This window comes from Pseudomonas sp. BGI-2, assembly GCF_004310295.1.
Lineage (GTDB): Bacteria > Pseudomonadota > Gammaproteobacteria > Pseudomonadales > Pseudomonadaceae > Aquipseudomonas.
Genome location: NZ_SISB01000008.1, coordinates 27,741 through 50,731, shown reverse-complemented (window position 1 = coordinate 50,731; position 22,991 = coordinate 27,741). Strand labels below are relative to the sequence as shown.

The window sequence follows — 22,991 nt, the reverse complement described above, 5'->3', positions numbered from 1 at the left end:
GAATCCTTCACAAAAATAGGTCAATAAATCGGGCATTGGAAAATCTTGAAAGGAACGAGGATCTTGTGGGAGCGGGCTTGCTCGCGAATGCGGTGTGTCAGCGACATGAATATCGACTGACACTCCCTTTTCGCGAGCAAGCCCGCTCCCACAGGGGCTATGCGATAGCTGGCCTGCGTTCCAACAGGTCTTCAAGCTCATCAAGCAACTCATCACCGCGCAACAGCTCGTAATGCCCGCCAGCCAACAGCCGATCCACACCATGACTGCCGACCTGCGCCTCAAACACCCGACGTTCATCCTCGCGTTCAGCCACCCACCAGCGATGGGCCGAGGCCTGGATCGCCGGCAGTTGCCGATGCGCCAGCGCCAGTTGCTTGAGGCGTGAGCCGGTGGCGAAGATCTGCGTAAGCTCCCCAGCGCCCAACGCGGCTTGTTCATTGGAACCGTGCAAGGCGGCTTCGATGACGGCGGTGGAGCCCTCGCGTTCACTCATGCCAGCGGCTTTCAGCGCGATCAGCGCCTGAGCCTCGTCGGCTGGCAGACCCAGCACAAACGTCAGGAAGTCACCGAGGTCCTCGCGCCAGTCCCCCGCTTCTGCGGTGCCGGCCACATAGCTGTCGACCAGCCCGGCAAACGCCACGGTTTCACCTTGAGCTTCCAGTTCATGGGCGACCAATTGCGTCAGCGCACCGCCCAACGACCAGCCCAGCAAGCAATACGGCCCCTTGGCCTGCTGACTGCGAATCCGCTGCGCATAGGCTTGCGCCATGGCCAACAACGATTCGTCCTGCCAGTGCGGGTCAAGCAGCATGCGGCATTGCACGCCGTACACCGTGCGCCGTCCTTCCAGACGACGGGCCAGCGGTTCGTAGTCGAATACCGTGCCGAAACCGGCGTGCAGGCAGAACAGCGCCGGCACATTCGGAATCCGCGCATTCAGCGCCAGCAATGGGTCCGGCGCCGCTGCAACCGGCTCGGCAGCCTGATAACCACTGAGTTCGGCGATGCACGGTTTCTGCATCAGATCCCGCAGCTTCAATTCAAAGCCCAGTTGCGGTTGACTGCGCACCCGCGAGATGACCTTCAGCACCTGCAACGAGTCGCCACCCAGTTCGAAGAAGTTGTCGTCGATGCCCACTTGCGGCACGCCGAGCACCTCTTGCCAGATCGCGGCCAGCGCCGTTTCCAGATCGTTGCGTGGCGCGCGATAACCGCCGAGCGCCCATTCAGGCGTAGGCAGAGCGCGACGGTCGAGCTTGCCGTTGGCCGACAGCGGGAAACGCTCCAGCACCAGAATGCGCGCCGGCACCATGTAGTCAGGCAGTTGCGCTTGCAGTTCAGACTTCAAGCGACGATCCAGCCCAACAACACCGGCCGCCACCACATAACCGACCAATTGCTTGCCGGTCGGCGTGTCGTGCACCACCACGGCGGCATCCTGCACGCCGGAGCAATCACGCAGACGCGCTTCGATTTCGCCCAGCTCGATGCGGAAACCACGGATCTTCACCTGCTGGTCAAGCCGCCCCAAGTAGTCGATCAACCCGCATTCGCGCTGGCGAACCAGGTCGCCGGTACGGTACATGCGGCCACCGGCCTCGAACGGGTCCGGGATGAAACGTTCGGCACTCATGCCGGGACGCTGGTGATACCCGCGCGCCAGGCATTCGCCGCCCAAATACAACTCGCCGCTGACACCGACCGGCATCGGATTGAGGTCGGCATCCAGCACGTACAACCCACGCCCGGCCACGCCACGACCGATCGGTGCATAGGCCGCGTCGCAGGTTTCGCTGACTTCGGCACGCCACAGCAGCGGCGTGACCACGGTTTCGGTCGGGCCATAACCGTTGACCAGACGCTGCGGACGCAAGGCACGTTTGACCTGCTCGAAGCTGGCCTCCGGCACCGCATCACCGCCAAAGCAATACACCTCGACCGCTGGAGGATTGCCCAGGCGCTCGGCCACTTCGGCCATCTGTTGCAGGTACGCCGGCGGGAAGCAGGCCACGGTGACGCCGTGACGCTGCATCACTTCCAGGGTTTGCTCCGGGGTCCACAGACTGTCATCGCGGATCACCAGACTGCCACCGGCCAGCATCACGCTCAGCCAACGCTCCTGAGCACCGTCGAAGGCAAACGACATGAAGTGCAACTCGCGGCTGCGCGGTGCCAGTTCGTAGAGCTCGATGATGCCGCGGCAATGCCGGGCAATCGGCCCCCGCGCCACGGTCACGCCTTTCGGTTGGCCAGTGGAACCGGAGGTGTAAATCAGGTACGCCAGGTGCCCCGGCAACGGTCGGGAAACCGGGCACTCGGTGCTGCCGGCAACGGATAGCTGATCGAGCAACAAGCGCGGCGGGCTATCAGCCAGCGTCAACCGTTCACCCAGATCGCTGTCGCAGAGCAACAGGCTGGCGGCCGAATCGCTGAGCATGTAGGCCAGTCGCTCGGCAGGGTACGCGAGGTCCAGCGGCAGATAAGCCGCCCCGGCCTTGAGCACCGCGAGGAATGCGACGATGGTGCGCTCGGAACGCGGCAGCGCCACAGCCACCAGACTTTCCGGACCAATACCGCGACCGATCAATTGCTGCGCCAACCCATTGGCCTGCGCCTCAAGCTCGGCATAACTGACGTCCCGATCTTCACAGATCAAAGCAATTTTCTGCGGCTGAATACGCACATGTTGATTGAAGGCGTGGAGCAAATCGGCGTTGTCGTCGGACACCTGCGGCAAACTCCAACGCGCTTCAGGTAAGCCAATGTTGCCGAGCAGACAAGCAGCATCCTCAGGCAACGCACGCAGCAATCCCTCGAGCTGCGCACGAATCCGCTCGACTTCCACGTCACTGAAGCGATCACGCAGGAACAGGTATTCGACTTCCAGGCCTTCTTCGTTGGCACTGACCATCAAGTCCATCGGGAAGTTGGTGACCCCGCCACTGCCGACTTCTGCAAAGCGCAGCTCACCTTCTTCGCCCCCTTTCAAGGCACGGTCCACCGGATGGTTTTCGAACACGATGATGCTGTCGAACAGGCCCTGGCCACCCTGCCCGGCCCAGCGCTGAATGTCCGACAACGGCGTGTGCTCGTAGTCGCGGACCATCAGGTTGTAATCCTGCAAGTCGCGCAGCCACTCGCCCAGCGGCTGTTGCGGATCCAGCGTCTGAATCACCGGCAAGGTGTTGATGAACAGGCCAAGCATGTCCTGCGCGCCGGCCAAACCGGTCGGACGCCCCGCCACCGTGGCACCGAACGCGACGCTGCGTTGGCCGCTGTGGCGTTGCAACAGCAACAACCAGGCGCCTTGCACCAGCGTGTTGAGGGTCACGCGCTGACGTTTGGCGAAGGTGTGCAATTTGCGCGCGGCTTCAGCATCGAGGTTGCTGTACATCACGCCGTGACCGGAGCCTGTCGCACCCGAGGCCTTGGCCAGAATGGTCGGCTCTTCGAGCAACGCCAGACGCTCACGCCAGAAGCCTTCTGCTTGTGCACCGTCCTGGCGTTGCAGCCAGGCGATGTAGTCGGCGTAACGCCCGGTCAGGGTCGGCAGGCTGTCGTTGTGGTACAGGCGCAGCATGTCGCCCAGCAAACGCGAGGCGCTCCAACCGTCGAGCAACAGGTGATGGTAAATCCAGATCATCTGGTAACGGTCATCGCCCAGACGCACCAGGATAAAACGCATCAGCGGCGGGCAGCTCAGGTCGAAGCCCTTGGCCTGTTCCGCAGCCGCCAGCTCACTCAGCGCCTGCTCGGTGTCGGTACGTTCGCGCCAGTCGAGTTCTTCGATCGGCAATTCGACATCGGCAAACACCGCTTGCAGCGGATCGGCCAAGCCATCGCGCCAACGGAACGCCGCGCGCAGCACCTCATGACGTTCCACCAGGGTTTGCCAAGCGGCGCGGAATCGCGGCACCTGCAAACCGTCGACCGCCACGCTCAACTGGTTGACGTAGGGGTTGAGCTCCGGTGAATCGAGGCAATGGAACAACATGCCTTGCTGCATCGGCGACAGCGGATACATGTCTTGCAGCCCTTCACGGGCAGCGATGTCGATGTGCGGCACCAGCGAAAAAGCAGGGACTTTGGGCGCTTCAACCAACGCCGCTTCACGACTGGTCGCCACCGAAGCGAGTGCACGAATGGTCTGCTGCTCGAACAGTTGCTTCGGACTGAACACCAACCCGCGCTGCCCGGCACGGCTTACCGCTTGCAGCGAGATGATCGAATCACCGCCCAGTTCGAAGAAGTTCTCGGTGACACCCACCGACTCCAGCCCCAGCAGTTCCTGCCAGATCTCCACCAGCAAGGCTTCGGCCGGTGATGCGGCGGCCACGTGATCGTGGTTCTGCCGAGTGGCTTGCGGCGCCGGCAAGCCCTGACGGTCGAGCTTGCCGTTCGGCGTCAACGGCAACGCGGCCAGACACATCAAATGCGCCGGCAGCATGTGCGCCGGCAGACGGCTGCGCAGGTGCAGAGTCAGCGCTTCACGCAAATCGTGCTCATCGGCGAGCGGATCGCGCGGCACCACATAACCCACCAACTGCCGGCTCACCGGGCCTTCGCGATCGATCACGAACGCTTCACGCACGCCTTCGTGTTCCAGCAGGCAGGCTTCGATTTCACCGAGTTCGATACGGAAACCACGAATCTTTACTTGCTGGTCGATACGGCCGAGGTACTCGACGACACCGTCAGCGCGGAACCGCGCGAGGTCGCCACTGCGATACAAACGCGCGCCCGGCACAAACGGATCCGGCACGAAACGTTCGGCGGTCAGGTCAGGACGTTGATGGTAACCCCGGGCGACGCCCTCGCCGCCCAGGTACAACTCACCCGCGACGCCAACCGGCAACGGCTGCAAACCGCCGTCCAGGATGTAAGCGCTGCGGTTGCCCACCGGCCGGCCAATCGGCATGAATGCCGAGTCGAATTCGGTATCCGGGTACGCCAGCCAGATCAGCGGCGTAATCACCGTTTCGGTCGGGCCATAGCCGTTGATCAGGCGCTTCGGCTGCAGCACCTGCTGGACCTCGTCGAACGCGTGCTTGGCCATGCCTTCACCGCACGGGGTGTAGGAACGGATCGGCAGATTGCGCCCCGCTTCGCCCATGAAATCGGCGATCTGCGACAGATAGGTCGGGGTGAAGCAGGCGATGGTGATGCCGTGCTTTTCGATCTCCGCGCACGTGCGCTCCACGCTCCACAACTCGTCGTCGCGCGGCATCACCGCCGAACCGAACACCAGCGGCGTCAGCCAGCGTTCGTGGGCACCGTCGAAGCTGATCGAGGCAAATTGCAGCTCCCGATCGTCAGGCGTCATGCCGTACAACTCGCCGATCGACAGGCAATGCATGGCCAACGGACCGTGGGCCACGCTGACGCCTTTCGGCCGCCCGGTGGAGCCCGAGGTGTAGATCAGGTACGCGAGGTTTTCGCCGCAGGTCAGATTGACCGGGTTGGTTTCCGACATCTGCTCCAGCGGCTCGCGGTCGATTTCCAGCACCGGCAGGCCTTCGGGCAATGGCAGTTTTTCACGTAGCCACGATTGGCTGATCATCAGCGAAATACCGCTGTCTTCCATCAGGTAGCGCAGGCGTTCCGTCGGGTAAGCCGGGTCCAGCGGCACGTATGCGCCGCCGGCCTTGAGGATCGCCAGCAGGCCAATGATCATTTCCGGCGAACGCTGCATCGCCAGACCAACCCGCACTTCCGGGCCGATGCCCAGTGCGCGAAGACGATGGGCCAATTGGTTGGCGCGACGGTTGAGTTGGTCGAAGCTCAATTCCAGGTCGTTGAAGATCAGCGCCGTGGCGTCCGGGCGGATGACCGCTTGGGCCTCGATCAACTGATGCACACACAACGGGTTTTCCGTCGCAGTAAACGCCGGGTTCCACTCCACCAACTGTTGTGTGCGTTCCGGCGCGGTCAGCAGGTCCAGATCACTCAATGCAGCATTTGGCGCGGCGACCATCGCCGCCAGCAGCGCGGCCAGATGCTCGCTCATGCGAACAATCGCCTCGCTGCTGAAATGCGCGCACTGGTAGCTCCAGTTCAGGCTCAACTGACTCTCGGCGGTGGCCGCCAGGGTCAGCGGGAAGTTGGTGCGTTCGTGGTTCTGCGCAATCGAGAAGCTCAACCCGGCCGGCGCACCCTGTTGCAGCGCTTCGGCTACCGGGAAGTTTTCGAACACCAGCAGGCTGTCGAACAGCGGCTCACCGGCACGTCCGGCCCAGCGCTGAATGTCACCCAATGCGGTGAACTCATGCTCACGCATTTCCAGGTTCTGCGCCTGCAAGCGGGTCAGCCATTGACCGACGCTTTCCACTGCGTCCGGGCTGCTGATCACCGGCAAGGTGTTGATGAACAGGCCGAGCTGGCTTTCGGCCCCCGGCAAGTCCACCGGCCGCCCCGCCACGGTCGCGCCGAACGCGACGCTGCGTTGACCGCTATAGCGTTGCAGCAACAGCGCCCAAGCCCCTTGCACCAGGGTGTTGAGCGTGACTTTTTGCTGACGGGCAAACTCGCTGAAGCGGCGGCTGGTGGCGACATCGAAGGTCTGGCAATGGTCGGAAAATTCCGCCGTAGACAGATTTTTACTGTCGCCATGGGCCAGGCTCTGCGCCAGCAGGGTCGGGTTGTCGAGGGTCGCCAGTTGCTCGCGCCAGAAGATCTCGTCGGCGTGGGCATCCTGACGTTGCAACCAGCCGATGTAATCGGCAAAACGCCCGATCGGCGCCTGCACTTCCTGCCCGGCATAACGCTGCAGGACTTCGCTCAACAACAGCGAATTACTCCAGCCATCGAGCAACAGGTGATGGTGGGTGTAGATCAGTTGCTGACGCTCATCGTCGAGGCGCACCAGGGTCAAGCGCATCAACGGTGCCCGAGTCGAATCGAGTTGCAGCCGTTCGTTGTCGATCAACTGCGCCAGCGCGTCGGTCTGATCATTGCGGGCGCGCCAGTCGAGGCAGGTCAGCGGCAATTGCAGATGACGATGCACCAATTGCATCGGCGCTTCGAAGCCATCCGGGAAGTGGAAACTGCTGCGCAGGATCGGATGGGTGTCGATCACCGCTTGCCACGCCCGGCCCAAACGCTCGCCGTCGAGACCACGGGCTTCGACGCTGAGCTGGTTCACGTACACGCCGGACTCCGACTCGTAAAGGCTGTGGAACAACAGCCCGGCCTGCATCGGCGACAACGGATACACATCTTCGATCTGCGCCGGCGGCACCGGCAGGCCGTCGAGCTGCGCCTGGGTCAGACGCGCCAATGGAAAGTCCGCTGGGGTCACGCCGCCCGCGCCATCGCTCAGGCAATGGGCGATCAGCGCCAGCAACTCGCTGCGAAAATCCGCCGCCAGCGTTTCGATCTCGCGCAGGTCAAAGCATTCGCGGCTGAAGGTCCAGTCGAGTTTCAGTTCACCGCCATACACCTGGCCGTCCACCGACAGCCAGTTCGGCAACGGAGCGTCGGCCGATTGCGCGGCGCCACTGGATTCCGTGGCCGGGGTGAACAGTGCGTCCTCGGCGAAGCTCTGGTCGAACTGCCCAAGGTAGTTGAAGGTCACCCGCGCTTGCGGCAACGCGGCCAACGCCGCTTGGGCCGAGGCATCGCCCATGTAACGCAGCAGACCGTAACCCATGCCTTTGCCGGGGATCTCGCACAGCTGCTGCTTGATGGCCTTGATCGAACCGGCAAGGTCGGCGGTCGGCGTCAGGCGCACCGGGAACAGGCTGGAGAACCAGCCGACGGTGCGGGTCAGGTCGATGTCGTCGAACAGTTCTTCGCGGCCGTGACCTTCGAGCTGAATCAGCGCCGACTCGTCGCCGGTCCAGCGGTTGAGGGTGCGGGCCAGCGCGGTCAGCAGCAGGTCGTTGACCTGCGTGCGGTAGATCGCCGGTGCCTGTTGCAGCAACTGGCGGGTCTGTTCGCGGTCCAGACCGATGCTGACGCCCTGGCGCAGATGCCCGGCCTGACTGGCCTGAGCGTTGGCGGCTGGCAGCGATTCGCTCGCATCAGCCAGTTGATCTTGCCACCAGCTCAGCTCGCTGGCAGCGGCATCGGAGCGCGCATAAGCGTCGAGCTTATCGGCCCAGGCCTGGAAGGCGCTGGTCTTCGGCGGCAGGTCTTGCCCTTGGTAAGCCGCCTGCAAATCTTCCAGCAACACCCGCCACGACACACCGTCCACCGCCAAGTGGTGGATCACCAGCAGCAAACGTTGCGAGCCATCGGCCTGCGCGATCAGCGCGACGCGCAGCAACGGCCCGTCTTGCAGGCTAAGGCTGCGCTGCGCTTCGTCGCACACCGATTCCAGCGATTCATTGCTGGCAACGCGGGCGGTCCAGAGCATATCGATGACGTCGGCGCTGTCGGAACCGACATAGCGCGCCGACCATTGGCCATCGACCTGACTGAAGCGCAAACGCAGCGCATCGTGTTGCTTGAGCAGGCGCTGCAGCGCCGCTTGCAGGCGTGGCAATTCGAGGGTTTCACGCGGCACCAGCAGCACCGCCTGGTTCCAGTGCGCGCGCTGCGGGATCGGTTCGTCGAAAAACCAGCGCTGAATCGGCGTGAGTTTTTGCACACCGTCCACCGGCCCTTGTTGCGCCAGCGGTGCCGCTTGCTCTTTGACCACGGCGGCCAGCGCTTGCAAGGTTTGCTGCTGGAACAGGTCACGCGGCTGCAGGCTCAGGCCGGCTCGACGCGCACGGCTGACCACCTGAATCGAAATGATCGAGTCGCCGCCAAGTTCGAAGAAGTTGTCCTGACGCCCAACCTGCTCCACACCCAACACGTCCTGCCAGATCTGCGCCAGCACCTGCTCGTATTCGCTGCGTGGCGCTTCGAACGCGCGCTGGCTGACTTGCGCAGTCGGCGCCGGAAGGCGTTTACGGTCGAGTTTGCCGTTCGGACTCAGCGGCATTTGCTCGATCAGCACGGTCTGCGCCGGCATCATGTAATCCGGCAGGCTCGCCAGCAAATGGCTTTTCAGGGTTTCGCGCCATGCGCCTTGCTGCTCGGCATCGGCGCGGACCAATGCTCGGTCCTGCGGCACGATGTACGCGACCAGTTGCTTACCGCTCGGGCCGTCGAGGGCCAGCACCACGGCTTCCTGTACGTCGGCATGCTCTTGCAGACGTGCTTCGATTTCGCCCAGTTCGATGCGCAAACCGCGAATCTTCACTTGATGGTCGATGCGCCCACAGTAGTCGATGGCGCCATCAGCGCGATAACGCGCCAGGTCACCCGTGCGGTACAGACGCTCGCCGCTGCCGAATGGGTCGACTACAAAACGCTCGGCGGTCAGCGCGCCACGACGGTGGTAACCACGCGCCAAGCCAACGCCGCCCAAATACAACTCGCCCACCGCACCGAGTGGCAACGGCTGCAGTTCGCTGTCGAGGATGCAGGTGCGCAGGTTGGCGATCGGACGACCGATCGGCACGCTGTCGCGGCCCTCTTCCACGCAGGTCCAGTGAGTCACGTCGATGGCCGCTTCGGTCGGGCCATAGAGGTTGTAGAGAGTGGCTTGGGGCAGGTTGCGCAGGGTCTGGCGTTGCAGTTCCATCGGCAGCGCTTCGCCACTGCAAATGATCCGCTGCAACGAAGTGCAGGCCAGCGCCTCGTCGGCACCGATAAACGCCGAGAGCATCGACGGCACAAAGTGCAACGTGGTGATCGCCTGCTCGACGATCAATGCGGCCAGACGCTGCGGATCGCGGTGCTCGCCCGGCGCGGCGATGACCAGGGTGGCGCCCTTCATCAGCGGCCAGAAAAACTCCCACACCGACACGTCGAAACTGAACGGCGTCTTTTGCAGCACGCGGTCCGCAGGCTGCAAGTTGTAGGCTTCCTGCATCCACTCCAGACGGTTATGCAGTGCCACATGGCGATTGCCGGCGCCTTTCGGTTTGCCGGTGGAACCGGAGGTGTAAATCACATAAGCGAGGTTTTCCGCGACCGCAAGGTTTTGCAGATCGGAACCTGGCAAGTCGCTCAGCCAATCGGCCTCGGCGTACAGGCACAAGGTGCGCACGTTGTCGAGCGTCGGCAATTGCGCCAGCAGATGCTCCTGAGTCAGCAACAGCGAAATGCCGCTGTCTTCGATCATGTAGCTAAGGCGATCAACCGGGTATTCCGGGTCCAGCGGCACATACGCGCCGCCAGCCTTGAGAATCGCCAGCAGGCCGACGACCATTTCGAAAGAACGGTCGCAGGCAATCCCCACCAGCACTTCCGGACCGACACCCTGGGCGCGCAAGTGATGGGCCAGGCGGTTGGCGCGCAGGTTCAGCTCGGCGTAACTCAAGGACTGGCCCTGGAACACCAGCGCCGTCGCCTCAGCGTTTTCGACCACGCGTTCTTCGAAATGGCGCTGCACGCAGATTTCACCCGGATAGGTTTGAGCGGTGTCGTTGAGGTCGTCCAGAATGCGCAGGCGCTCATCCGCATCCAGCAATAGCAACTCGGCGAGCGGGCATTGCGGGTTCGCCAGTACACCGGCCAACAGATTGCGCCAGTGACGAGCCAGGTGCTCGATGCGTTCAGCGTCGAACAAATCGGTGGCATAGGTCAGGCTGGCGAACAGCTTGTCGCCCTCTTCCTGCGTGTCCAGTTGCAGGTCGAATTGCGTGGTGTGCGCCGTGGCATTCAGCGCCTCGACGCGCAGGCCGGCGAGCAAGCCGCTGACCGCCGCCGGTTTGGCTTGCTGGTGGTTGAACATCACCTGGAACAACGGGCTGTGGCTCAGGCTGCGTTCACCTTGCAGCGCTTGCACCAGACGCTCGAACGGCAAGTCCTGATAATCCTGAGCATCCAGCGAAGCGGCGCGGGTCTGGTCGAGCAATTGGCTGAATGGCAGACGTCCGTCCAGTTCAGCACGCATCACCTGGGTATTGACGAAGAAGCCGATCAGGCCACGGGTTTCCGCGCGATTACGGTTGGCAATCGGCACGCCGACGCGCAGGTCGGACTGGCCGCTGTAGCGATAGAGCAACGCCTGGAAGCTCGCCAGCAACAGCATGAACGGTGTGACGCCGCGCTGTTTGGCCAGGCTCATCAGGCCGCTGGCCAAGGTCGCGTCGAGGGCGAAATCCAGACGCGCACCGCGCTGGCTCGGTTGCGCCGGGCGTGGACGGTCGGTGGGCAATTCGAGCAGCGGTTGTTCGCTGCCCAGCGTTTCGCGCCACCAGTTGAGTTGACGCTCCAACTCGCCCGCTTCCATCCAGCGGCGTTGCCACAGGGCGTAGTCGGAATACTGGATCGGCAGTGCTTCCAGCGCTGCCCGTTGGCCTTGGCAATGCGCGGCGTAGAGTCGGGAAAACTCTTCGACCAGTACGCCCATCGACCAGCCATCGGTGACGATGTGGTGCAGGGTCAGCAGCAGCACGTGGTCTTCGGTGTTGAGTTGCAACAGGCTGACCCGCAACAGCGGACCGTGCTGCAGATCGAACGGCCGGGCAATTTCCTGCTCGACGCTGTTCATCGCCTGATCGAGGCGCTGTGCCTGAGGTTCGCCGCGCAGGTCGATCTGTTCAATCGGCAGCGAGGTGAACCCGGCCAGCGTCTGCACCACCTGTCCGTCATCCTCGACGAACCGGCTGCGCAGGCTTTGATGCCGCTCCAGCAGCACATCGAAACTTTGCTGCAACGCCGCAACATTCAGCGGCCCGTGCAAACGCAACGCAGCCGGAATGTTGTACGCCGAACTGTGCGGATCAAGTTGCCAGAGGAACCATTGGCGCTGCTGCGCGTACGACAGTTCGAAGGTCGTTTGCGGCTCGGCGGCAGGCGGAATCGGCAGTTGCCCGAAGCTCACGCCCTGCTCTTGCATGCGTTGCAGAAACTCGCGGCGCTTGTCGGCAGGCAGGCCGGCGAAGCGGCTGGCGATACGCTGTGCAGTGGTGTGTTCCATCAGTTGATCTCCATCTCGTCGAGAAGCGACTCAAGCGCATCAAGACGTGCATCGTTGTCAGCCGGGGCGTGTTGCCCGGCCATGGCGGCATAAGCCTGCAGGTCGGTGGATTCGAACAGCGCGCGCAGCGGCAGCTCGATGCCCAGTTCCAGTTCCACACGGGCACTGGCCTGGGCGGCGAGCAACGAATGCCCGCCCAATTCAAAGAAGTTGTCGCGCCGACCGATCTGCGCCACGCCCAGCACCTCGGCCCAGATCGCGGCCAGTTGCTGTTCAAGCTCGCCCTCGGGGGTTTCGAACGGTCTCTGCCATTCCTGCGCATCGGGCACCGGCAAGGCCTTGCGGTCGAGCTTGCCGTTGCTGGTCAATGGCAAGGCCTCGAGCAGCAGCCAGTGGCTCGGCACCATGTAATCCGGCAGATCGACCTTGAGCGCGGCGCGCAGGTTGTCGCGCCAGGCAATCGGGTCAGTCGGTGTCTGCTCGGCCACGACGTAGGCGCAGAGCTGTGGGCCGCCGTCGCCGGCATGCACGCTCAACACGGCTTGGCGCACGCCCGGTTGGGCCAGCAACGCAGCCTCGATTTCCCCCAGTTCAATGCGGAAACCACGGATCTTCACTTGCTGGTCGATGCGCCCGAGGTAATCGATGCTGCCGTCGGCCCGCTGACGCGCCAGGTCGCCGCTGCGATAGAGGCGCTGCGAGGCCTCGAACGGGCTCGGCACAAAACGCTCGGCGGTCAGGCCGAAACGCCCCTGATAACCCCGTGCCAGACCGGCGCCAGCAATGTACAACTCGCCCGCCACGCCCACCGGCACCGGTTGCAACTGGCTGTCGAGCAAGTACCAGCGCAGGTCGCGGATCGGCAGGCCGATTGGACTTTGAGCCTTGCCGTCGAGGTCGGCCAAACGGATGGCGCGGTAGGTCACGTGCACCGTGGTTTCGGTGATGCCGTACATGTTGACCAAGGTTGGCTGTTGGTCACCGAAGCGTTCGAACCAGGGGCGCAGGCTCGCGATTTCCAGCGCTTCACCACCGAAAATCACCTGACGCAGCGCCATGCTTCGTTCGCTGGCGCAGGCAATCGGCAACAACTGGCGGAACGCGGTCGGGGTCTGGTTCAACACCGTCACGCCTTCGTCGCACAGCAAGCGGTGGAATTCCTGCGGCTCGCGGCTGATGTAATACGGCACAATCACCAGACGCCCGCCGGTGCACAGCGAACCAAACAGCTCCCATACCGAGAAATCAAAGGCGTAGGAATGGAACAGCGTCCAGACATCGTCCGGGCCGAAGTTGAACTCGCCAGCGGTGGCTGTGAGCAGGCGTCCGACGTTGCCATGGCTGAGCAAAGCGCCTTTTGGCCGGCCGGTGGAACCGGAGGTGTAGATCACGTAGGCGAGGTTATCCGGGGTCGCCAGCGCCGGCAGGTTGTCGTCGCTGAACGCATCCAGTTGCAACGATTCCAGGCTCAGCACCTGCACGCCGTCCCGGGCCGGCAGGCCGTCGATCAGGTGTTGTTGAGTCAGCAGCAACGTGATGCCGCTGTCTTCGATCATGTAGCTCAGGCGTTCGGACGGGTATTGCGGATCGAGCGGCACATAGGCGCCGCCAGCCTTGAGAATCGCCAGCAAGCCAACCACCAGCGGCATCGCCCGCTCGGTGGCGATGCCCACGCGCACTTCAGGCCCGACGCCCTGCTCGCGCAGTTTGCGCGCCAGTCGGTTGGCCTGGGCGTTGAGTGCGGCGTAAGTCAGTTGCTCGCCTTCGTAGACCAGAGCGATGGCGTCCGGCCGTTGTGCAGCTTGAGCTTCGATCAACTGGTGCAGGGTCGGCGACGTCGGTTGTGCCTGGAAGGCTGGATTCCAGTGCTGCACCAGGGCATCGCACTGCGACCCGTCAATCAGTGGCAGCTCGGCGACCCGTTGCTGCGGATCGCTGACCACCGCGCGCAGCAGGTTCAGCCACTGCTCGGCGAGGCGCTGCATCGAAGCCTCGTCGTACAGATCCGTGGCGTAGGTCAGGCTGGCGTCGAGTGCTTCGCCTTGCTCCTGAGTATCAAGAACCAGGTCGAATTGTGTGGTGTGTTGCTGCCAGTTCAGACGTTCGACGTTCAAGTCTGCAACGGTGCGCTCGACGCTGGCGCCCAACTGCTGCTGGTGGTTGTAGAGCACCTGGAACAATGGGCTGTGATTCAGGCTGCGGTCCGGTTGCAAGGTGTCGACCAACTGCTCGAACGGCAAGTCCTGATTCGCCTGGGCACCCAATGCAACCTGCTTGACCTGTTGCAGCAACGCACTGAACGGCTGCTGCCCATCGATATCGGCACGCAGTACCTGGGTGTTGATGAAGAAGCCGATCAGGCCTTCGGTTTCGAGACGCGAACGACCGGCGCTCGGCACGCCGACGCTGATACTCGACTGCCCGCTCTGGCGATGCAGCAAGGTCTGTAAACTCGCCAGCAATAGCATGAACAAGGTCACTTGCTGTTCATGGGCGCGTTTGCGCAAACCGGCGAGCAAGTTGTGATCCACATTGAGCATCAGGCTGGCACCCCGCTCGGTGCGACGGGCCGGACGGGTCAGTTCGCTCGGCAACTCCAGCGACGCCTGGCTGCCGGCCAGTTGCTCGCTCCACCATGTCAGTTGGCGTGCGCCCTCGCCCGCTTCCAGCCAGTCGCGCTGCCAACGGGCGTAGTCGCTGTAGTTCACTGGCAAGCTATTCAGATCGGCAGCCCGACCTTCTACGGCCGCCTGATACAACGCGCTGAACTCATCGACCATGACCTGCATCGACCAGCCATCGGCGGCGATGTGGTGCACGGTCAGCACCAGCACGTGTTCCTCGGTGTTCACTTGCAGCAGCAACACCCGCCACAGCGGACCGTTGCGCAGGTCGAACGGACGGGCGATTTCTTCGGCCACCGCCGTGTCGACCGAGGCTTGATCGAGGGCGCGTTGTTCCAGTTGCAGTGCCAATGTGTCGTGCAGCACCGGGCGTGCCTGCTGGCCATCCTGTTCAAAGGTGGTGCGCAAGGTCTGGTGACGGGCCTGCAATTGGACGAAAGCTTCGCGAAGGGCTTCGCGGTTCAGCGGGCCTTTGAGGCGCAGCGCGGCGGGAATGTTGTAGGCCGGGCTCTGCGGGTCCAGCTGCCAGAGGATCCATTGGCGCTGCTGGGCGTACGACAGAATTTGCGGTTGATCGACCGGCGCAGGTTGCAGGGCCGGTTGGCCGCTGGCATTCGCTTGCGCTGCACGCTGGGCAAATTCCGCCAGATTCGCAGCGGAAAACAGACTGCTCACCGACAATTCGAGCTGCAACTGCTGACGCACTCGCGAAATCACCTGAAGCACCAGCAACGAGTGCCCGCCCAGTTCGAAGAAGTTGTCCTCACGACCCACGCGTTCGACCTGCAACACTTCCTGCCAGATCAGCGCCAGTTGCGTTTCCAGCCCTTCGGCCGGGGCCACGAATTCGCGTTGCGCATCGCCCGCTTCAGCACGCGGCAGAGCTTTGCGGTCGAGTTTTCCGTTGTTGTTGAGCGGCAGTTTCGGCAGCAGGACCAGGTGATTCGGCACCATGTATTCCGGCAACGACTGACGCAGAACGGCTTTGAGTCCTTCCAAATATTTGGCCTGAGAAACCACCGCGCCGTTGGCCACGACATACGCCACCAGTTGCGTGCCGTCCTGAGCGATGACCGCCGCTTCGCGCACGTCTTCACGGGCTTGCAGGCAGGCTTCGATCTCGCCCATTTCGATGCGGAAACCGCGGATCTTCACTTGATGGTCGATACGGCCGACGTATTCCAGATTCCCTTCGGCGTTGTAGCGCGCCAAATCGCCGCTGCGGTACAAGCGCGCGCCCGGCTCACGGGCAAACGGGTCCGGCAGGAAACGTTCGGCGGTCAGCGCCGGACGGTCGAAATAGCTTTGGGCGAGGCAAGCCGGGGCGCCAATGCACAGTTCGCCAACGCTGCCGGACGGCAACAATTGAACCGCCGCGTCCAGCACGTACAGCGCACGTCCGGCGATGGCGCGACCGATCGGAATGCCGAACGCATCGCTGGCATCGTCGAGACGGCACTCATGCACGCTGGACACCACAGTCGCCTCGGTCGGGCCGTAGGTGTTGAGCAGTCGCACATGGCTCAAACCAGCCTGATGCCACAAGCGCAGGCCTTCAACCGACATCGCTTCGCCGCCGACGTGGACCTGGCGCAAAGCACCGAGATTGCTTACCACGCCGCTCGCGCATTCGCGGGCCAGCAAATACCAGTAAGCGGCCGGCAAGTCCGCCACAGTCACGCCGTGCTGGACGATTTCGGCGGCGAGACGACCGGCGTCCCACACGTCATCGCCGCGCATGATCAACGCCGCGCCGACGCACAACGCCGGGAAGCATTGTTCGACGAAGCCATCGAAGCTGAAGGTCGCGAACTGCAACACGCGGTCCGACGCCGACAGCACCGAATAGTCGGCGGCGGTCTGGCAAAACTCGCGCAACGCGGCATGGGCGATGGCCACGCCTTTGGGCTGGCCGGTGGAGCCGGAGGTGTAGATGACGTAGGCCAGGTCTTCGGCGACTGCGTGGTTTTGCGGGTCCCTGTCCGGGTAGCCGGCGTTGTCGTCGAGGCTGAGGCGTAGCACGCCGGGCACATCCTCCAGCAGACCGGACTCGCACAGCAGCACGTCGAGGCGGCTGTCGTCGATCATGTACGCCAAGCGTTCGGCCGGGTATTTCGGGTCCAAAGGCACATAAGCCGCGCCGGTTTTGAGCACCGCCAGCAGGCTGACGATCAGTTGCGGACCACGGTTCAGCGCCAGACCGACACGCGAGCCTGGACCGGCGCCGTTGTCGATCAGGCGATGGGCCAGGCGGTTGGCCTGAGCGTTCAATTGGCCGTAGCTCAAGGTCTGACCATCGACCTGCAATGCCAATGCTTGCGGAGTGGCGGCAGCCTGAGCCGCGATTTGTTCGTGGACGAAAAATGTTGTGGATAACTCAACCCTCACCGGCTGACTGATCGCGAGCACCGCATTTTTGCCATCGACATCGAGCAGTTCCAGCGCGCCCAATGCTGCGTCCGGCTGCGCAACCAATTGCGTCAGCAGATGCTGCAGATTGGCCGACAACTCAGCGACCTGAGCGGCACTGAACCGCGCCGCGTCGTAGCTGAAGTCCAGGCTCAGGCCTTCGCCCAGTTCGATGCCCAAGGTCAGCGGATAATGGGTGCGTTCGTGGTTGTGCAGGTTGCCGAACGACAGCCCGGCCGGCGCGCCCTGTTTCAACGCTTCGGCCACCGGGAAGTTTTCGAACACCAGCAGGCTGTCGAACAACGCCGAACCCTGCTGCCCCGCCCAGCCCTGAATGTCGTAAAGCGGCACGTGCTCGAACTCGCGCATGGCCAGGTTCAGCCCTTGCAACTCGCCGAGCCATTGGCTGACGGTTTGATTCGGCTTCATCGCGCACACCAGCGGCAGCGTGTTGATGAACAACCCGAGTTGCTCTTCGATCCCCGGCAACGGTGCCGAACGCCCGGCGACCGTCGCCCCGAACACCACGCAATCCTGACCGGTGTAGCGATGCAGCAACAGGCTCCACGCTGCTTGCAGCAACGTGTTGAGGGTGACTTTCTGTTGCCGGGCGAACTCGGCCAAGCGTTGGGTCGCGCGGCTGTCGAGGGCGACGCGCAACGCCTCGCTGCCCTCGGCGCCAACCGGTGGTCGCAGCGCTTCGGCCAGCAAGGTCGGCGCTTCCAGCGGTGCCAGTGCCGCTTTCCAGAATAGCTCGCCAGCAGCGGCGGACTGCTGCTGCAACCAACCCAGATAATCACGGTACTGCCCGGTCGGTGCCGGCAACGACTGGCCCGCGGCGTAGTGCTGGATCACTTCGGCGAGCAACTGCGCGTTGCTCCAGCCGTCCATCAAAATGTGGTGGCTGGTGTAGATCAGGTGCCAGTCATGGGTGCCCGTGCGCACGAGTTTCAAGCGGAACAGCGGCGCGCTGCCCAATTCAAAACCTTGAGCACGCTCGGCGTCGGCCAGCGCATCGGTGTCGGTGGCGTCCAGCACCTCAAGCGGCAACGCGACCTGACGGACAATCGCCTGATGCGCGGTGTCGAGGCCTTGCCAGTGGAAGCAGCTGCGCAGGATGTCGTGACGCTCCTGCGCGGTTTGCCAGGCTTGGGCAAAACGCTGCGGGTCGAGGCCTTGAATGTCCAGACGCAACTGGCTGATGTAGGCGCCGACTTCCGGTTCGTACAGGGTGTGGAACAGCATGCCCTGCTGCATCGGCGACAACGGATACAGGTCTTCAAGGGTCGCGACCGGCAATCCGTCGAGTTGCGCCTGACTGATGCGCGCCAGCGGGAAATCCGACGGTGTGGCCTGCGGCACTTCAACGCCGCAGCAGTGCTCGATCAGCGCGTTGAGCTCAAGTGCGTAATCGTCCGCCAGACGCTGAATGTTCGCCGCGTCGAACATCTCGCGGCTGAAACCCCAGCTCAGCGCCAACTCGCCGCCGTAGACTTGGCCTTCGACCGTCAGCCAGTTGCTCAACGGGGCCGATGGATCCTGGGCCACACCGTTGCCTTCGGTGGACGGCACGAACATCGCGGCGTCGTCGAACTGGCGGTCGAACTGCCCCAGGTAGTTGAAGGTGATGCGCGGTTGCGGCATCGCGGCCAGTTCGGCTTGAATCGCCGGGGTGCCGAGGTAGCGCAACGCGCCGTAGCCGAGGCCTTTGTCCGGCACGGCGCGCAGTTGTTCCTTGATGGTTTTGATCGACGCGCCGAGGTCTCCCGACGGCATCAGGTTGATCGGGAACAGGCTGGTGAACCAGCCGACAGTGCGGGTCAGATCGATGTCGTCGAACAGGTCTTCGCGGCCATGGCCTTCGAGCTGAATCAGCGCGCTGCCCTGCCCGCTCCAGCGGCAAAACGCGCGTGCCAGCGCGGTCAGCAGCAGGTCGTTGACCTGGGTGCGATACGCCGCCGGGGCGTGTTGCAGCAGTTTGCGGGTTTGCTCGGCGTCGAGTTTGATCTCGAGTTTGTGCTCGAAGCGGTTTTGCAGCGCGCCGTTCGGACGGTCGCAGGGCAAATCGTTCGGAGCGTCGCGCAGTTGGGTTTGCCAGTGAACGAGGCTGTTTTCAAAGGCTGGAACGTGCGCTTGCAGGCGAGCAACCCAGCGCTGATAGGTGCTGGTTTTCGCCAATTTCACGGTGCTGCCGCTGTAGAACTGTTGAAGATCTTCCAGCAGCACGCGCCAGGAAACACCGTCCACCACCAAGTGATGAATGACCAGCAACAAACGCTGCGAGCCGTCGGCCATCGCCACCAACAGCGCGCGCAGCAACGGGCCATTTTGCAGATCGAGACTGCGTTGGGCTTCATCGCACAGAGCGTTGAGCGCTTCGACCGATTGCGCCTGACGTTGCCACAACACCGACTCCGTGGTCGGAGCGGCGTAGGCTTGCTGCCAACCTTCGGCGGTCTGTTCATAACGCAAGCGCAAGCTGTCGTGATGGGTCAGCAATTGCTCGAATGCGCGGTCCAGCGCCTCGACGTTCAACGCCTCGCGCGGCACCAGCAGCAGCGACTGGTTCCAGTGCTGACGCTCGGGGATGGCTTGTTCGAAGAACCACTGTTGCACCGGCGCCAACGCCACCGCGCCCACCGCCGGGCCTTGATCGATCAACGATTGCTCACCGCATCGAGCCGCTTGGGCCAGGCTGCGGATGGTCTGGTGCTGAAACAGGTCTTTGGGGCTCAACACGATCCCGGCCTGACGCGCGCGGCTGACCACTTGCATGGAAACGATGGAGTCGCCACCCAGTTCGAAGAAGTTGTCTTCAAGACCGACGTTGTCGATGGCCAGCACGTCCTGCCAGATCGCGGCGAGGGCTTTTTCCATCACGGTGCGCGGTGCGACGTGTTCGCGCTGTTGCTGCGAACCATCGATTGCCGGCAAGGCCTTGCGGTCGAGTTTGCCGTTGGGGGTCAGCGGCAGTTGCTCAAGGAACAGCAGGAACGCCGGGACCATGTAGTCCGGCAGATGCAGACGCAGTGCTGCTTTCAGGGTTTCACGCAGGGTCGCCTGCGCATCGATGTCATCCACCAACGCCGGATCGGTCGGCACGATGCAGGCGACCAGTTGCTGCCCGTTGACGCCGTCCTGCGCCAACACCGCCAACTCGCGGACGGCCTCTTGCTGCAACAACCGCGCTTCGATTTCACCCAGCTCGATACGGAAACCACGGACCTTGACCTGATGGTCGATACGCCCGACGTATTGCAGCGAGCCGTCGGCCTGATAACGGGTCAGGTCGCCAGTTCGGTACAGGCGTTCGCCGTTGCTGGCGAACGGGTTTGGCACATACTTTTCGGCGGTCATGCCAGGGCGTGCGAGGTAACCGCGGGTGATGCCCGCGCCCGACAGGTACAGTTCGGCGGACACGCCTTGCGGCACCGGTTGCAGGTCGGCATCGAGCAAATAGCTGGCGGTATGCTTGAGCGGTCGGCCGATGTTCGCGCGACCGCTTGCTTCACGGCGGGTCCAGGTGGAATAGGTGGTGTCTTCCGACGGCCCGTACAGATCGTAGACGTGCTCGACGGTCGGCTGCTGATACAGCGCTTCCACCAGGCTTTGCTTCAGCGGCTCGCCGGCGAGGTTGATGATGCGCACGCTCGGCGGGATCTGCCCGTCGCGCTGCAACGCATTGATCGCCGATGGCACGGTGTTGATCAGGCGCACCTGATCACGGGCCGGCAGTTGCGGTAATTCCAGGGCGTTGCGGGCGATGATCACCGAGCCGCCGTTGGCCAGAGTTACAAACAGTTCCCACACCGACAGGTCGAAACACACCGAGGTCGAGGCCAACACACCCTGGATGTCTTCGCGGTTGTAGACCGATTTCGACCAGTCAATCAGCGCCAGCACGTTGCGATGGGCGATGGCCACGCCTTTGGGCTTGCCGGTGGAGCCGGAGGTGTAGATGACGTAGGCGAGGTTATCCGGCGTGACGCGGGTGATCGGCGCGCTGGTTGGGTAAGCAGCCCACGTCATGTCGTCCATGAGCAGCACTTGCGTATCAGCTGCCACGGTCAACGTCGCGGCGACCGATTGCTCGGTCAGCAGCACCAGCGCGCGGCTGTCTTCAAGCATGTAGGCGACGCGTTCGGCCGGGTAATCCGGGTCGAGCGGCACGTAAGCGCCACCGGCCTTGAGCACGGCGAGCAGTGCAACCAGCAAGTTATCGGAACGCTGCATGGCCACGCCGACCCGGACTTCCGGCCCCACGCCCAGCTCGATCAGCTTGTGGGCCAGACGATTGGCCTGAGCGTCGAGTTCGGCGTAGGTCAGTTGCTTAGTGGCAAAGGTCACCGCCAGCGCATCCGGGCTCTCCGCGACTTGCCGGCTGATCAGTTCATGAATGCACAAATCTTGGTTGAAGCTTTCATCAGCGCGATTCCAGTCATGCACGATGCGCTGGTATTCGGCACGTTCAAGCAACGGCAAATCGCTGATGCGCTGCTGCGAATCGCTGACCATCCCTTGCAGCAAATGCTTCCAGTGCTGCGCCATGCGCGCGATGGTTGCGGCGTCGAACAGGTCGTTAGCGTAGGTCAGCGCGGCGTGCAGCTTGCCGCCCTTTTCGTAGGTATCGAGGGTCAGGTCGAACTGCGTGGTGCGCCCCTCCCACTCGATCACGCCCAGGGCCAGACCAGAGGCGGTGCTGACGGTGGAAATGTCCGCGACTTGCGGCTGGTGGTTGTACATCACCTGGAACAGCGGCATGTGGCTGAGGCTGCGCTCCAGTTTCAGCGCCTCGACCAGGCGCTCGAGCGGCAAGTCCTGATGGGCCTGGGCGCCGAGGGCGGTTTCCTTGATGGCGCGCAGCAACTCGTCGACGCGGGTCTGGCCGTCGAGCTGAGTGCGCAGCACCTGGGTGTTGACGAAGAAACCGATCAGGCCTTCGATTTCGGCGCGGTTACGGTTAGCAATCGGCACACCGACGCGGATGTCGGTCTGACCGGTGTAGCGATGCAGCAGCGCATTGAAGGCGCCGAGCAACAGCATGAACAGGGTGATGTTGTGTTTCTGCGCCGTGGCCCGCAGTTGCTCGGCCAGTTGCGCGTCGACCGCGAACTCGTAACGGGTGCCGCGATAGTTCGGCATCGCAGGGCGCGGGTGATCGGAGGGCAGTTCCAGCACCGGGTGTTCGTCACCCAGTTGCGCTTGCCAGTAATCGAGTTGACGCGCCTGTTCGCCCGCCTCCAGCCAGCGGCGCTGCCACAAGGCGTAGTCGCTGTACTGGATCGGCAACGCCGCGAGTTGCGGTTGCGTGCCGGCCTCGAAGGCGTCGTAGCAACGGATGAATTCGTCGATCAGCACGTTCATCGACCAACCGTCGGAAACGATGTGGTGCAGGGTCAGCAGCAGCACGTGTTCTTCATCGGCGAGTTTGAGCAAGGTGATACGCAGCAGCGGGCCGACTGACAGATCAAACGGCAGCACCGATTGCTGCTCCGCCGCTTGGGCGACTGCCACTTCGCGCTCCGTGGCCGGTATCGCACTTAAATCCACATGATCGATGACCAACGGCGCGCTGGCCGGTACTTGCAGCAAGGTGTCGTCGGCCTGGCGCTGGAACACTGTGCGCAGGGTTTCGTGACGTTCGACGAGACTGGCGAAGGCTTGCTCCAGCGCCGGCAGGCTCAGACGCCCGGTCAGACGCACCGCGCCGGGCAGGTTGTACGCACCGCTTTGCGGGTCCAGCTGCCAGAGAAACCACATGCGTTGCTGGGCGTACGACAGCGCCTGGCGATCTTCGGCTTCTACACCGGCAGGAATGGGGAACCGGGCGAAATCAACGCCTTCCTTTTGCAAGGCCGCAAGGAACATCTGGCGCTTTTCCAGGGGCAACCCGATAAACCGGCGAGCAAGTTTCAAGGAGTCTTCAGCATTCATTTCTAAGCATCCGGATCAGTGGCGGGAAGCACAAAGGCACGTCGTCCCTATAAAACGAATGCAGACCGGAAAAATTAGCGAGTGAGAACAAGTACCAGAAG

The 22,991-nt window shown here is 63.1% G+C and carries 2 protein-coding genes; both read right to left on the bottom strand.

Features of this window, described 5'->3' with window-relative positions:
* Positions 1–157: 157 nt before the first annotated feature.
* A complete protein-coding gene (locus tag EYC95_RS07780) occupies positions 158–11,923 on the bottom strand; it encodes a non-ribosomal peptide synthase/polyketide synthase (RefSeq protein WP_131059832.1) in 11,766 nt (3,921 codons plus the stop codon).
* Positions 11,923–22,890 carry a non-ribosomal peptide synthetase gene (locus EYC95_RS07775; RefSeq protein WP_131059831.1) on the bottom strand — a complete coding sequence of 3,656 codons (10,968 nt, stop codon included), beginning with the start codon at positions 22,888–22,890 and terminating at the stop codon, positions 11,923–11,925. The genes EYC95_RS07780 and EYC95_RS07775 overlap by 1 nt, the downstream gene beginning before the upstream one ends.
* Positions 22,891–22,991: the final 101 nt, after the last annotated feature.